Origin of the sequence: Pseudarthrobacter sp. YAF2 (genome assembly GCF_052113345.1) — a bacterium.
In the GTDB taxonomy this organism is placed as follows: Bacteria; Actinomycetota; Actinomycetes; order Actinomycetales; family Micrococcaceae; genus Arthrobacter.
In genome coordinates, this window is record NZ_JBFRDA010000001.1 from 297130 (window position 1) to 310461 (window position 13332).

Genomic DNA, 13332 nt, shown 5'->3' on the forward strand with positions numbered 1-13332 from the left:
GGGCCGGGTGTGGCACCCGGGGCTCGTTCAGAGTAGTTTAGGCGTGCTGAGCCCGGACGGGGGTGTCGCTGTGGTGCGGGCCGTGCTGCAGCTGCAGGGCGCAGTGGATGAGCGGGAAATGGCTGAAGGCCTGGGGCGTATTGCCGAGCTGGCGCTTGTTGCGGGGGTCCCATTCCTCACTGAGCAGCCCCACATCGTTGCGCAGCGAGAGCAGGCGTTCAAACAACTCCACGGCCTCGTCCCGGCGCCCGATGCCCCCCAGGGCGTCGGCAAGCCAGAAGGAGCAGGCAAGGAAGACGCCCTCACCTCCCGGCAGGCCGTCGTCGCTCGCGTGCGGGCGGTAACGCAGGACGAAGCCGTCCTGCGTGAGGCCTTGTCGAATTGCCTCCACCGTTCCTGCCACGCGGGGGTGGTCGCGGGGCAGGAACCCGACGCGGGGGATCAGCAGCAGGCTTGCGTCAAGTTCAGTGCTCCCGTAGGACTGGACGAATGTGTTGCGTTGTTCGTCGAAGCCGTTGGTCATGACGTCGTCGTGGATCGTCTTCCGCAGCGCGGCCCAGCGATCGCCGGGTCCGGGAAGCCCGGATTCCCTGACCGCTTTGACCATCCGGTCCGCCGCGACCCAGGCCATCACCCGGGAGTGGGTGAATTTTCGGCGGGGGCCGCGCATTTCCCAGAGCCCGTTGTCCGGCTGGTCCCACGCGCCTTCGAGGAATTCCATCAGGGCCACCTGGATATCCCAGGAATCGTCCTTGGTACCAGGGTCCGCGGCACGGGTGATGGCCAGCCCGTCCAGCACCTCGCCATAAACGTCCAGCTGCAGCTGCGCCGCCGCGGCGTTGCCCGTGCGGACCGGTTTGGATCCCTCGTAGCCGGCCAGCCACGGAAGTTCGGCCTCGGGCAGGCGGCGGGTGCCGTCCAGCCCGTACATGATTTGGAGGTCCGCGGGATCCCCGGCGACGGCGCGCAGCAGCCACTCCCGCCAGGCGGCGGCTTCCTCGTTGTAGCCGCAGGCCAGCAGCGACTGCAGCGTCAGGGTGGCGTCCCGCAGCCAGCAGAAGCGGTAGTCCCAGTTGCGGGTGCCGCCGGGGTCTTCGGGCAGGGAAGTGGTGGCAGCGGCCACGATGCCGCCGGTGGGGGCATAGGTGAGAGCCTTGAGCGTGATCAGGGAGCGTTCAACGGCGTCCCGGTAGTCGCCGGTGACGGTGTTGCGGCCGGTCCATTGCTCCCAGAACGCCTGCGTGGAGGCGAGCGCGCGTTCGGGGTCGGTCCGGTCCGGGACGGGCTTGTAGCTGTGCGCCCAATGCAGGACGAACGGGATCCGGTCTCCGGCATTGACCGTGAACTCGCTGGTGGTCCGCATGTGGTGGCCCTTCAGCGGGGCCGGAGTCCTCAGGTATGCGGCGTCAGGGCCGGCAATGGCACTGATGCCGTGGTCCATGCGGCGGACCCAGGGGACAATGTGGCCGTAGTCGAAGCGCAACAGCAGTTCCCCTTCCATGGGGACGCGTCCCTTGAGGCCTTCCACGATCCGCACCACGTCCACGGAATCACCACGTGCCGGCATGAAGTCCGTGACCCTGACGCTTCCGTCCGGGGTGTCCCATTCCGTCTCGAGGATCAGCGTGCCGGGCCGGTACTGCCGCCGGGTGCAGTTGCCTGCCCCTGCCGGGGCCAGCCGCCAACGCCCCGCTTCGTGGGAGTCGAGCAGGGCCGCAAAGCAGGCCGGTGAATCGAAATTGGGCAGGCACATCCAGTCAATGGACCCGTTGCGCGCCACCAGGGCCGCGGTGTGCAGGTCGCCGATGATTGCATAGTCTTCAATTCCTGCCATCTGTACCTCCCGGTTTACGCGTCCTCCGCCAATAGGCCAGGAGGACGGCGGCGCCCAATGCCGCCGCAGGCAGCAGTAGCCGGCGGCGGCCCGGCCTGGCCGGCGTGCGGTTATCCGGTTCTCGGGCCGGCCCCGGCGCGCGGGTGGTGACCTCGCTGTCAGCCAGCTCCCACGCGGAAGCGGGCGGAAAGATCCCGGCCGGCAGCTTCTCTTTCCGCAGTTCCCGCCGCGCGGCCAGGCGATCCCGTACCCCGGCAGTTGGTGCAGCCACCGCCGCATCTGCTGCCAATGCGGCGGGAAGGTCGATGATGTACGGCTCGCCATAGAACGCTGCAGATGCCACCGAGTCCAGCCATGCATTGGTGGGTGCCGCCACACCGGCGCGTGCGAAACCCGACTGCAGCATGTCCCGGATGTCCGCCAGGCTCCGGCCTTCGGCCCCCCGCGCGACCTCGAAGATCACCGACTGCAGCAGCGCCTTCTGTCTCCCGCCAGGGTCCTCGGCGCTTGGATCCCGGCCTGCGGGGTCCGGGTCAAGCGGCTTTGCGTTGGCCGGATTCACGTTGCCGTGGCTGCTGCTCATGGCTTCCTTTCATCGTGGTCATCTGTCACCGGACCCGGTAAGGGGCGGCGTCCGCGGCGCGGAAAGCCAGTCCGTTGCCGGGCGCGTCCGGCGGCCGCACCTGCCCGCCGTCGGGGTCAAGCGTCCCGTCAAAGAACAGGTCCTCGATCCGGACGTGGTCGTGGAACCATTCCAGGTGCCGGAAGTTGGGCGTCGCGGCGGCGACGGCGGCACTCAGGTGGGGTGCGCAGTGGCCCGAGAGCTCCAGGCCGTGGGCCGCGGCGACGGCGGCGATCCGCAGCCATTCGCTGATCCCGCCGCACCGGCTGACATCCGCCTGCAGGCAGTCCACCGCGTCCGCACCGCACATCCGCTGGAAGTAGGGCAAGCCGGTGCCGTACTCGCCGGCCGCCACGTCGGCGTCGACTGCGGCACGGACGGCCCGCAGCCCGGCGAGGTCGTCACTGGAGACGGGCTCTTCGAACCAGGTGACGTGCTCAGCTTCCACCTCCCGCATCACCCGAACTGCCTGCTTGGCGGTGTAGCCACCGTTGGCGTCCACGAACAGTTCGGTACCGGGCCCGACGGCGGTGCGCGCCTGGCGGATCCGCTCCAGGTCCCGCGCCACGTTGGTTCCGCCGTCCTGGCCGATCTTTATCTTCACGCGGGGGATGTGCTGTTCCAGGGCCCAGCCTTGGAGTTGGCCCCTTAACTGGTCCTCGTTGTAGGTGGTGAACCCGCCGCTGCCGTAGACCGCCACGCTGTCCCGCACAGCGCCCAAGAGTTTGTGCAGCGGCACCTCCAGCAGCCGGGCCTTCAGGTCCCAGAGGGCGCAGTCGACGGCGGACACGGCGTAGGAGGCCAGCCCGGTCCGGCCCGGGTTGCGCACCGCCCGGGCCATCGCCGCAGCAGCGGCCGGCACGTCCAGGACATCGGTGCCGTGGACGGCCGGGCCCAGCAGGTCCTCCACCAGGGCTGCAGCTGCTGCCGGGGCGTAGGTCCAGCCCAGGCCCGTCTTCCCGCCGCCGTCCGCTTCCACCAGGACGAGGGTGGTGGAGTCCCAGCCGTAGGTGCCGTCCGCTTCCGGTGCGTCGGTGGGGACTGTGTAGGCACTTGCCCTGATCGCGGTGACGGGGGCAGGGCCGGGGGACACGGGTCAGCCCTCCTTGTGTGGCAGGAATTCCTGGATCTTGGTCTTGACCCCTTCCTTCACCACGCCCCAGGCGCTGTCGTCGCCCTTGACCATTGCCTCTGCCGTCTTCCGGGCCTGCTCAAAGGTGGCGTGCGGCGGGATCGGCGGAATATCGGGATCGGTGCGGACGTCCAAAAGTGTGGGCCGGTCAGCGGCGAGGGCCTTCTCCCAGGCCGGCCCGACGTCGTCGGGATCTTCCACGTGGATGCCCTGCAGCCCCAGGCTTTCCGCGAAACCTGCGTAGTCGACGTCGGGCAGGGCCTGGGACTCGCGGAAGGCAGGCACCCCGCCCATGGCGCGCATTTCCCAGGTGACCTGGTTCAGGTCGTTGTTGTGCAGGACGGCCACCACCAGCCGCGGGTCCTCCCACTCGCGCCAGTAGTGCTTCACTGTGATGAGCTCCGCCAGCCCGTTCATCTGCATCGCACCATCACCGGCGAACGCGATGGCGGGCCGGCCGGGGTGGGCGAATTTGGCGCCGATCGCGTACGGGACGCCAGGACCCATGGTGGCCAGGTTGCCGGACAGCGAACCCCGGACGCCGTCCCGGAACTTCAGCTGCCGGGCGTACCAGTTCGCTGACGAGCCCGAATCGGCGCTCAGCATAGCGTCCGCGGGCAGCCGGGTGGAGAGCTCCGCGAACAGCCGCATGGGGTTGACAGGGTTGGCGCTGACCATGGCCTCGTCATGCATGGTTTCCCACCAGCGGCTGATGTTTGACTCCAAATTCTCCCGCCAGGACCGGTCCTGCTTGCGGTCCAGGTGCGGGATCAGGGCGCGCAGGGCGGTGCCGGCGTCGGCCACGATGTTGAATTCGTTGCCGTAGCGCAGGCCGATCATTTTGGGGTCTACGTCGATCTGCACGCCGCGGGCCTGCCCCGGTTCGGGCAGGAACTGCGTGTAGGGGAAGCTGGACCCCACCGTGAGCAGGGTGTCGCAGTCCCGCATCATCTCGTAGCTGGGCCGGGTGCCCAACAGCCCGATGGACCCGGTGACGTAGGGCAGGTCATCCGGAAGGGAGTCCTTGCCGAGCAGGGCCTTGGCCACGCCCGCGCCGAGCAGTTCGGCCACCTCCTTGACCTCTGCCGCTGCGCCGCGGGCACCCTGTCCGATCAGGATGGCCACCTTGGAGCCTTCGTTCAGGAGCTGGGCCGCGCCGCGGATCGCCGCACTGTGCGGCTGGATGTCCGGCCACTGGACGCCGACGCTGGAGGGGACCATCTTGAACTCATGGGTGGGGCCGGCGTATTCGAGTTCCTGCACGTCGGCCGGAATGATCACGGCGGTGGGCGCCTGCTGGGCGACGGCGATCCGGATGGCGCGGTCGATGACGTTGGGCAGCTGCTGCGGAACGGTGACCATCTGGACGTAGTCGGAAGCCACATCCTTGAAGAGGGTCAGCAGGTCAACCTCCTGCTGGTAGGAGCCGCCCATGGCACTGCGGGCGGTCTGGCCGACGACGGCCACCACCGGGACGTGGTCCAGCTTGGCGTCGTAGAGGCCGTTGAGCAGGTGGATCGCCCCCGGCCCGGAGGTGGCCATGCAGACCGCCACCCGGCCGCCGAACTTGGCGTAGCCCACGGCCTCGAACGCCGCCATCTCCTCGTGCCGGGCCTGGATGAATTTCGGCTGGTTGTCCGCCTTGCCAAAGGCGGCGAGGATGCCGTTGATGCCGTCTCCGGGGAACCCGAAGACTTTGTCCACGCCCCACTCACCCAGGCGGGAGAGCAGGTAGTCGGCCACTGTGGTTGCCATGATCAGTCTTCCTTTGCGCTCGGGGCGCCGCTGCGGGCGCCTTGGACCAGGACGCGGGCGGCGCGGGCCGCCAGCGCCATGATGGTCAGGGCCGGGTTGGCGCTGCCCTGGGTGGGCAGGACGCTGCCGTCGGTGACCAGGAGGTTGGGTACAGCGAAACTGCGGAGGTTCCTGTCCACCACGCCCGCATCCTCGGTGGCGGCCATCCGTGCTCCGCCCACCAGGTGCGCGTAGCGGTTGATGGTGATGACCTCCTCCGCCCCTGCCGCCGTCAGGATTTCCTCCATGACCTGCTGTGCGGCGGACATCAGCTGCCGGTCGTTGCTGCACTGGCTGTAGCTGAACCGGGCCACCGGGATACCGTGGCGGTCCGTCTCATCCGCCAGGGTCACCCGGTTCTCCTCGAGGGGGAGGAACTCGCACAGCGCGCCCAGGCAGGCCCAGTGCGGGTAGTCGCTCATGTAGCGGCGGAGGGCAGGGCCCCAGTGCCCCTGGGCGGCAACGTGCTCCGCCCAGGTAATCGGCAGCGGAGACACGCTCTGGATGGAGAATCCCCGCTTGTAGGGCTTGGTCCGGTCGGTTTCGTAGAACTCCTCCGTGCTGACCTCCGGGGGAGGGGCCTTCCACATCCGCACCTCGGACTGGAAACGTCCCGCCGTTTGCGGCGCGCCCTGGACCATCAGGTACCGGCCCACCTGGTCGAAGTCATTGCACATTCCGTCCCGGAACCGGGATGACGTGGAGTTCAGCAGCAGCCGCGGCGTTTCGATCGAGTATCCGGCGACGGCCACCATCCGGGCCCGCTGGAACTTCGCGACGCCCCCGTGGACGTATTCGACGCCGGTGGCGCGCCCCGTGCGTTCGTCAAAACCGATGCGGGTGGCCATGGAGTCGGCCCGGATCTCCGCGCCGTGCGCGAGGGCATCCGGCACATGGGTGATCAGCGGGGATGCCTTGGCGTTGACCTTGCAGCCCTGGAGGCAGAAGCCGCGGTAGATGCAGTGCGGCCGGTTCCCGAACCTGCCGTTGGCAATGGCCACCGGACCCACCTTCGCCGTGATGCCGCAGGCGTTGGCGCCGCGCAGGAACAGTTCGCCGTTGCCTGATACCGGATGCGGCCGGTGCGGGTAGCCATGTGGATCGCCCCAGGGCCAGTTTTCCCCGGCGACAGGCAGTTCCCCTTCGATGTCCTCGTAGTACGGCCGCAGCTCCGCGTAGTCCAAGGGCCAGTCGGCACCCACCCCGTCGGCACTGAAGGTCCGGAAGTCGCTGGGATGGAAACGCGGCGTGTAGCCGGCGAAGTGGACCATGGATCCGCCCACGCCGCGGCCCGAGTTGTTCGAACCCAGGGGCACGGGATCTGACCCGGTGATCACCCTCGGTTCGGTCCAGTACAGGTGGTGGGACCCGGCTTCGTCGCTGACCCAGTCGCGCTCCGGTTCCCAGAACGGGCCGGCCTCCAGCGCGACGGCACGCCAGCCCACGCGTGCCAGGCGCTGCAACAATGTGGCGCCGCCTGCTCCGCAGCCCACGATGACGATGTCCACTTCATCGGTTTCGCCGTACTGCCGCATGTCCTCCCGCAGGCGCGGGTTGCTGCCCGGCCCGGCGGGAAGCAGCCACGCCGATTCGTTGCGCTCCCGCACCCGGTTCATCGGCCAGCCCCATGCGCTGGATCGTGTGTCGGGTCTGCATCCGGGCGGACGTCCCGTACTTCGAACGGCTCCAGCCGGTCCACGCCCAGGTTCTTGTAACCCCGCGGATAAGCCGGGCCGGCGAAGCCGATCTCGTCCCATGCCAGGGGATGGGAGTAGAAGGCGGTGCAGGCGTACCGGGTCCACAGGCTCCACACCCGGTCTGCCGGCAGGCCGTGCCACAGCTCCTGGTGCAGATCGCAGACGTGCTGCAGGAGCGCGCCCTGCTGCTCCGGATCCAGCAGGGCGAAGGTGCGGCCTCCCCCGGTGCAGGCTTCGCGGTCCAGGGCGGCGAGCGTCACGCGCCACGCTTCGCCGTCGCCCGGCATGTTGTCATAGTGCCAGCCATCGGTTTGCTCCTCGGCCAGTCGGGCGTCCACGAAGTTCACCACCGGCACGCGGGGTTCGCCGTGTTGGGCCAGCAGTTGGTCGAAGAGGGCCCGCGCGGCGGCCTCTTCCGCGGGGGTGAAGAAACGGATGTCAGGCGGCATACCCAGGCGGGATTCGACGACGGCGGCAGTGGTCCGGTCCCAATGCCCGGCTTGGGCGAGGGTGCTGAAGCCGGGGTACCGGCCGCCGCCGCCGGACAGTTCCAGGGGCAGCCTGCTCATGGTTCCCGCCTGAGCACCGAGGCCAGCACGCCCATTCCGCCCACCAGGGTGACCAGCAGCGGTGCCAACAAGGGCGGGCCCATCTCCAGGTTGTAGCGCAGGTTGGACAGACCGCCGGGCTTCTGCCGGATGCCCCGCAGGTGCAGCCAGGTTCCCTGCAGCCCGTTGGCGATGATGGCGGCACTGGCCAGCGGCAGCGCGGTCTTGGCCATCCGCCGGCTGAAAACACCTGCCACCCCGGCGGCTGCTCCCACCGGTCCCAACGCCACCGGGACCCACATCCACTTGTTGCCGAAGCTGGCCTTGTCATGCTCAAAGTAGATTTCCGCCGCCGTGACCAGGGCGCCGGCCGCGGTCAGGCCGGACAGGGAGCGTTCAAACCGGCCGGTCTGCACGTTCCGGATGAGCCGGTCGATGCCGTGGACCGTGCTTGTCACCGGGTCTGTCTGCTGGTGGGTCTTCATGGTTCTCCTTATTGTCCTGGTGCTGCGCAACCTTTGCAGTCTGGTAACTAACCGGGGAAACTGGTGGGTATGGACAAACCTGCTGCAATGGAGATGCCTGGGGGGACGGCACGCCGGGAAGTCGACGCCGTGCTGGCGGCCGCGGATGTGCTGCTGCGGGTGGTGGCCGGCTCGGTGGCCGAGGTGGAAGACATCGTCAACACCCCGCAGTTGCGGGTGCTGGTCCGCATCCACTCCCGGGGGCCGCAGAATCTGGGCGGGGTGGCCGCCGAACTGGGTGTCCACGCCTCCAACGCCACCCGCATCTGCGACCGCCTGGTGGCGGCAGGCCTGATTGAGCGCCGGGAGGATCCTGCCGACCGCCGGTACGTCGTGCTGGAACTCACCGGTAAAGGCGATGACCTGGTCAACACCGTGCTCGAGCACCGGCGGCAGGCCATCGCCGGGGTCATTTCGAGGATGCCGGCCGGGCGCCGCCCGGCACTGGCCGCAGCGATGGAGGCCTTCGCGGCCGCCGCCGGGGGCCAGGGCACATCCGACGGCCGTTTCACCTTGGGCTCCCCGGAGTGATGCCCCACTGCCCGGTGTGCGACTGCCCGGGGTGGAGGGTGATGAGGCCTTCGCCGGAGTTGAAGGCGTCCGGGGCGCAGGTCATTGGTTCGACGCCAAGGCCTGTGCGCCGGCGGTCGGTCTGGGGGAGGGTATCCCCGGTGAAGATTTCCAGGTACGGATAGGACTGATCCGCCCACAGTTCAACTCCTCCGGAGCGGTCCGGCCGCAGCAGTCTTACCCGGGCGCGTCCGTCCGCGTCACGGATCAGATCCGTGTAGGCAACGTCGATGCGCCGGCTGCCGAGCTGCTGGAGTTCTCGCAGGTCGTACTCCGTGCCGTCCACCCGCTCGTGGCCGGTGGGGATGCCGAGATTGTCCACCGGCAGGTACGTCCGCCCGGGGACCTGGACCAGGCCTGCGTCGATGACCCGGCCCGGGTGTCCCAGGCTGAGGTACGGGTGGGCACCTGTCCCAAACGGGCACGGCCCGGGGCTGCGGTTGGTGACCGTGGTCCGGACGGCCAGCCCGTCGTCGTCGAGCGTGTAGTCCAGCCGGCAGTCAAGCACCCATGGCCAGCCCTGGCAGGCATGAAGGGTATAGGTGAAGGAGATACTGTCCTCCGCCTGTTCCTCGACCTCCCAGTTCCGCCAGCGGGTCAGCCCATGGATCGCCCCGCCCTTGTCCGGCTCGCTCAGGTCAAGGTGGAAGGTGTTGCCCTCCCATGCGTACCTGCCGCCTTTGACCCGGTTGGGCCACGGGATCAGGGACTGTCCGCGTGCCCCGGTGCACATCTCCTCCGGCCCGTATCCGTCCACCAGGGGGCGGCCGTCCATCCGGTAGTCGCGCAACGCTCCGCCTGCCTCAGTGAGGTGGACGCTCTGCCGGCCGTGCCGGATTTCGTACTGGCGCCCTGACGGGAGCCGGTGGCCGCCGCTGGGTTCCGGAGGCGTCTCCAGGTCCGGTTTTTTCTGGCCGGATCGCGCGGCTGCCGGGCTCATGGCTGCCGCGTTCCGCCGTCGCCCGCAGCCTGCAGGTCGAGGACCACCTTCACGTCATCGGGGCGGCGGTCAAAGGCTTCGGCGAAGTTCCCAAGGGGCACCCGGCGGCTGATGAGCCGCCGCAACCAATCGGTGTCAGCGGCCGCCAGTGCCTTGGCGCCGGCGTGGTAGTGCCGCCGGTTGGCGTTGACACTGCCAAACACCACGCCGTTCATCAGCACTTCCTCGCGGTTCAGGGCCCCCACGTCCACCCCCGTTTGCTTCCCGGTACCGGAGACGCCGGTCAAACAGGTGATCGCGTCCTGGGCGCGGCAGCGGAGGGCGTCCAGCACCACGGGGGTAACTCCTGTGCATTCGACCAGGAGATCAGGCTTGAGGCCGGAATCCGGCAGGGACTCGCTATGGTAGGTGGCGCCCAGGTCGCGGACCAGGTCCGGTTTTGGGCCGTCCTTGACCACGTCGAAAACGTGTACCTCCAGGCCCTGCTGGACACCCAGGAGGGCCGCGAGCAGGCCAACGGGTCCGGCTCCGGTCACCACAGCCAGATGGGGGTCAAAGAAGGCGCGGCGGCCGATCCGGTCCATCTGCTCCCAGGCCTTGGCCACAATGGTGGTGGGCTCCAGCAGCACGCCGACGTCCTCCAGTCCTGCGTCCAGTTTCACCATGGCCTCGGGGGCGGCGCGCCACAGCTCCCGGGCAAACCCGTCCTGGCCTTTGATGCCATGCTCGGTGTACTTTCCGTTCAGGCACATGTCCCACTCGCCGCCGGCGCACGCCTTGCAGGGTTCGGGGTCCGGCCTGCGGACAATGCCCACCACCAGGTCCCCTTCCGCCAGTCCGGAACCCTGTGGGGCTTCCCGGACCCGGCCCAGGTTTTCATGGCCAAGAACCAAGTAGTCCTGCCCGGGGGGAGCCTCGCCGTACTCTGCCGCGATGATCTCGGTGTCAGTCCCGCAGAGGCCCACCGCCAGGCCTTCAACCAGCACCGGCCCCTGGCCGGCCGGTGGTTCGGGAATGCCGCGAAGCCTCAGTGAGTCCTTTTCCCCCGGAGTAACTGTCAATGCTTGCATTGCCTCTCCTCAAGCGCAGGGTCACGTATCGTCAGTCTCCCGCGATAATTGCGTTGACGCAACGGATTTTTGCTGGGAATAGGATCTGAATAACCCGGGAGTTGCCGTGGACGGGCGTGCCAGGCCGTAACGCGGGAAGTTGAACGAGTAGGGTAAAAAGTACGGTTGCCTCCATTCGGCGGTGGACGAGTGGCTGTCCCGGCAGGCAACTGCTGCAGGAATACGACGCAGAGAACCGGAGACGTACATGTCCAAGGGAGCACCTTTCCGACCTTCCCCAGAAGCGCTCCCGGGCAGGAACCTGTTCCGCGCGACGGGAATCACGGTGGGCTGGTTCTTGGGGTTCCTTGGTGTCAGTGCACTGTGCGGCGCCCTCCTGGCCGGTTTGATGGTGCCGGCGGCCGCACTGACGGAGACGGTGGTGGCAGGCGGCTCGAAGGCGCTGACCACCAACCTCCCCAATGACGTGTTTGCCGCGCCGCCGCCCCAAATGACACGCGTCCTCGCAGCCGACGGGTCACAGATTGCCACCCTCTTCAATGAGAACCGGACCCGCATTTCCCTGGATCAGATGTCCTCCAACATCAAGGATGCGATTGTGGCGATCGAGGACTACCGCTTTTACCAGCACGGCGGCATTGACCCGCAAGGCATCCTTCGCGCCGTGATGATCGACGCCGGCGGTGGGCACCAGGGCGCTTCCACGCTGACGCAGCAGTACGTCACCAACATGCTCAACGAGAACCTGATCGCCCAGGGCAAAGACACCCAGGTAGTGCTCAACGGACAAAAAGGGGTGAACCAGAAGCTTCAGGAGATGAAGCTGGCCATCGGCCTGGAGGAACAGTATTCCAAGGACCAGATCCTCGCCGGATATCTGAACGTCGTCGGGTTCAATGCCAACGCGTACGGGATCCAGGCCGCGAGCCAGTATTTCTTCTCCGTTGATGCCAAGGACCTGACACTGCCCGAAGGTGCGCTGCTTGCCGGACTGGTCAACGGCCCCTCACTCTATGACCCCACGGTCCACCCCGAAGCGGCCAAAGCCCGGCGCGACCTGGTCCTGGACGCGATGCTGGAACATGGCTACATCAACCAGCAACAACACGATGACGCCGTCAACACTCCGATCCAGTTGAAGGTTAATCCACCCAAACAAGGCTGCGCCTACGCGTCCCAGGCACAGTACTTCTGCGACTACGTCCTCCACCAGATCCAGAATGACCCGGCCTATGGAGCCACCCAGGATGAACGGGACCAGAAGATCATGGCCGGTGGCCTGACCATCAAGACCACCCTGGACCCGCGACTGCAAGGTCCGGCCCAGGCCCAGGTGGACTCCACCACGGGCACAAACCCGGACAAGTGGGGCGCCTCGCTGGTGACCATCGAACCCGGCACCGGAAAAGTCCTGGCCATGGCGCAGAATTCACGGAAGCTGCCCGGCGAAGGCACCGGATTCGTTTCTGACTACAACTTCAACGTGGACGGCAGTGATGCTGCGGGGAACAGCCTGGGCGGCGTGGGAGGCATGCAGCCCGGTTCAACCATGAAGCCTGTCACCCTCGCCGCCTGGGTTGGGGAGGGCAAATCGACCAACCAGATCGTCGACGCCTCAAGGCGGCGCTATGGCATCAACTACCCCTGGAAGACAACCTGCCATCCCGTTCAGGGCTGGTTCGACAGTACGGTGCCGCAATCTTCGGATCTTCAAAACGATGAGCCCAACTGGTACCGGCCCATGACTGTCCGCGAAGGCATTTACCAATCGATCAACACGGCCACTTTCGCCTCCCTCGCCGGGCTCAACGATGTGTGTGACGTCCAGCGCGCAGCCGATGCCATCGGCCTGCACCTGGGCAGCGGCAAGGACGAGAAGATCGACCTCTCCACCCTCGGAAACATCCTGGGCAGCCAAAACGTGGCTCCCTTGACCATGGCGAACGCGTTTGCCACATTCGCCGCGAACGGAACCTACTGCGCGCCCATTTCCATCACGGAAGTCGACGACGCCCAGGGGAACAAGATCGGCGGACAAACCTCCTCCTGCCAGGCAGGAGCCCTGAAACCGGACGTCGCCAAGACAGTCACCAACGTCCTCCAGGACGTCCTCACCAAAGGCTCCGGCCTCCTGATTCCCCAAAAGCTGGGGGTCCCGGACGCTGCCAAGACCGGTACGAACGAATGGAACAACCAGACCTGGGTGGTGGGATACACGAAGGGCCTGGCCACCGCGTCCTTCTTCGGTGACCCCTTCAATGGGGGGCCGAGCCGGTTGGGACGCAACGTCACCATCAACGGCAAGTATTATCCCGCCGTGGACGGAGCGTACATCGCCGGCCCGCAATGGGCGCAGTACATGCAGGGCGCTGTGGGCCTCTACGATCACGGAAACTTCGACGCGCCGCCGCAGAACCTCATCAGCGCTCCTTCGACGCAGCGGGCACAGGGCAACTGACACGGTCGGCGCCGCTCCGTGGATGAGGGTTATCCTGTATTCCCGATAGCCAGGTGAAGCCGCAGAGGAGTTCCGGAGTGCTCAACGGTCAAAGTTTGGGACCCAGCGTCGGCGCATTGGTGGCTGTGGCCGTGGCCCTGTAT

Annotated in this window: 11 protein-coding genes; 2 read left to right on the top strand and 9 right to left on the bottom strand. The window is 67.3% G+C overall.

Going from position 1 to position 13332, the window contains the following annotated elements; translation table 11 throughout:
* Positions 1 to 37 precede the first annotated feature (37 nt).
* Genes AB4Y79_RS01405 through AB4Y79_RS01435 form a run of 7 tightly spaced genes read right to left on the bottom strand, consistent with a single transcriptional unit; the run spans position 38 to position 8112 of the window.
* A complete protein-coding gene (locus AB4Y79_RS01405) occupies positions 38 to 1834 on the bottom strand; it encodes a glycoside hydrolase family 15 protein (RefSeq protein ID WP_441858085.1) in 1797 nt (598 codons plus the stop codon).
* Positions 1821 to 2417, bottom strand: a complete 597-nt coding sequence (locus AB4Y79_RS01410) for a hypothetical protein (RefSeq protein WP_441858087.1) — start codon at positions 2415 to 2417, stop codon at positions 1821 to 1823. Before AB4Y79_RS01410 ends, AB4Y79_RS01405 begins: the two co-directional genes overlap by 14 nt.
* A 25-nt stretch (positions 2418 to 2442) precedes the next feature.
* Positions 2443 to 3549, bottom strand: coding sequence for an enolase C-terminal domain-like protein (locus tag AB4Y79_RS01415; protein WP_441858089.1), 1107 nt, complete (start codon positions 3547 to 3549; stop codon positions 2443 to 2445).
* 3 nt (positions 3550 to 3552) lie between these two features.
* Positions 3553 to 5343, bottom strand: a complete 1791-nt coding sequence (locus tag AB4Y79_RS01420) for a thiamine pyrophosphate-requiring protein (protein WP_441858091.1) — start codon at positions 5341 to 5343, stop codon at positions 3553 to 3555.
* A 2-nt stretch (positions 5344 to 5345) separates the two neighbouring features.
* Positions 5346 to 6998 (bottom strand): GMC family oxidoreductase, encoded by a 1653-nt coding sequence (locus tag AB4Y79_RS01425; RefSeq protein WP_441858093.1) that lies wholly within the window; start codon positions 6996 to 6998, stop codon positions 5346 to 5348.
* On the bottom strand, positions 6995 to 7648 hold the full coding sequence (locus tag AB4Y79_RS01430) for a gluconate 2-dehydrogenase subunit 3 family protein (protein WP_441858095.1): 654 nt from the start codon (positions 7646 to 7648) through the stop codon (positions 6995 to 6997). Before AB4Y79_RS01430 ends, AB4Y79_RS01425 begins: the two co-directional genes overlap by 4 nt.
* Positions 7645 to 8112 carry a hypothetical protein gene (locus AB4Y79_RS01435; protein WP_308930102.1) on the bottom strand — a complete coding sequence of 156 codons (468 nt, stop codon included), beginning with the start codon at positions 8110 to 8112 and terminating at the stop codon, positions 7645 to 7647. Before AB4Y79_RS01435 ends, AB4Y79_RS01430 begins: the two co-directional genes overlap by 4 nt.
* A gap of 87 nt (positions 8113 to 8199) precedes the next feature.
* On the opposite strand from AB4Y79_RS01435, the gene AB4Y79_RS01440 reads away from it, so the two are divergent.
* Positions 8200 to 8682: a MarR family winged helix-turn-helix transcriptional regulator gene (locus AB4Y79_RS01440; RefSeq protein WP_441858097.1), complete on the top strand. Its 483-nt coding sequence runs from the start codon at positions 8200 to 8202 to the stop codon at positions 8680 to 8682.
* Here AB4Y79_RS01440 and AB4Y79_RS01445 read toward each other — a convergent pair.
* Both AB4Y79_RS01445 and AB4Y79_RS01450 read right to left on the bottom strand, forming a co-directional pair.
* Positions 8660 to 9661, bottom strand: a complete 1002-nt coding sequence (locus AB4Y79_RS01445) for an aldose 1-epimerase family protein (protein ID WP_441858099.1) — start codon at positions 9659 to 9661, stop codon at positions 8660 to 8662. The two genes, AB4Y79_RS01440 and AB4Y79_RS01445, sit on opposite strands and share 23 nt — an antisense overlap.
* Positions 9658 to 10731, bottom strand: coding sequence for a glucose 1-dehydrogenase (locus AB4Y79_RS01450; RefSeq protein ID WP_441858101.1), 1074 nt, complete (start codon positions 10729 to 10731; stop codon positions 9658 to 9660). The genes AB4Y79_RS01445 and AB4Y79_RS01450 overlap by 4 nt, the downstream gene beginning before the upstream one ends.
* Before the next feature lie 325 nt (positions 10732 to 11056).
* Here AB4Y79_RS01450 and AB4Y79_RS01455 point away from each other — a divergent pair, with 325 nt between their 5' ends.
* A complete protein-coding gene (locus AB4Y79_RS01455) occupies positions 11057 to 13189 on the top strand; it encodes a transglycosylase domain-containing protein (RefSeq protein WP_441858103.1) in 2133 nt (710 codons plus the stop codon).
* The last annotated feature ends 143 nt before the right edge of the window (positions 13190 to 13332 follow it).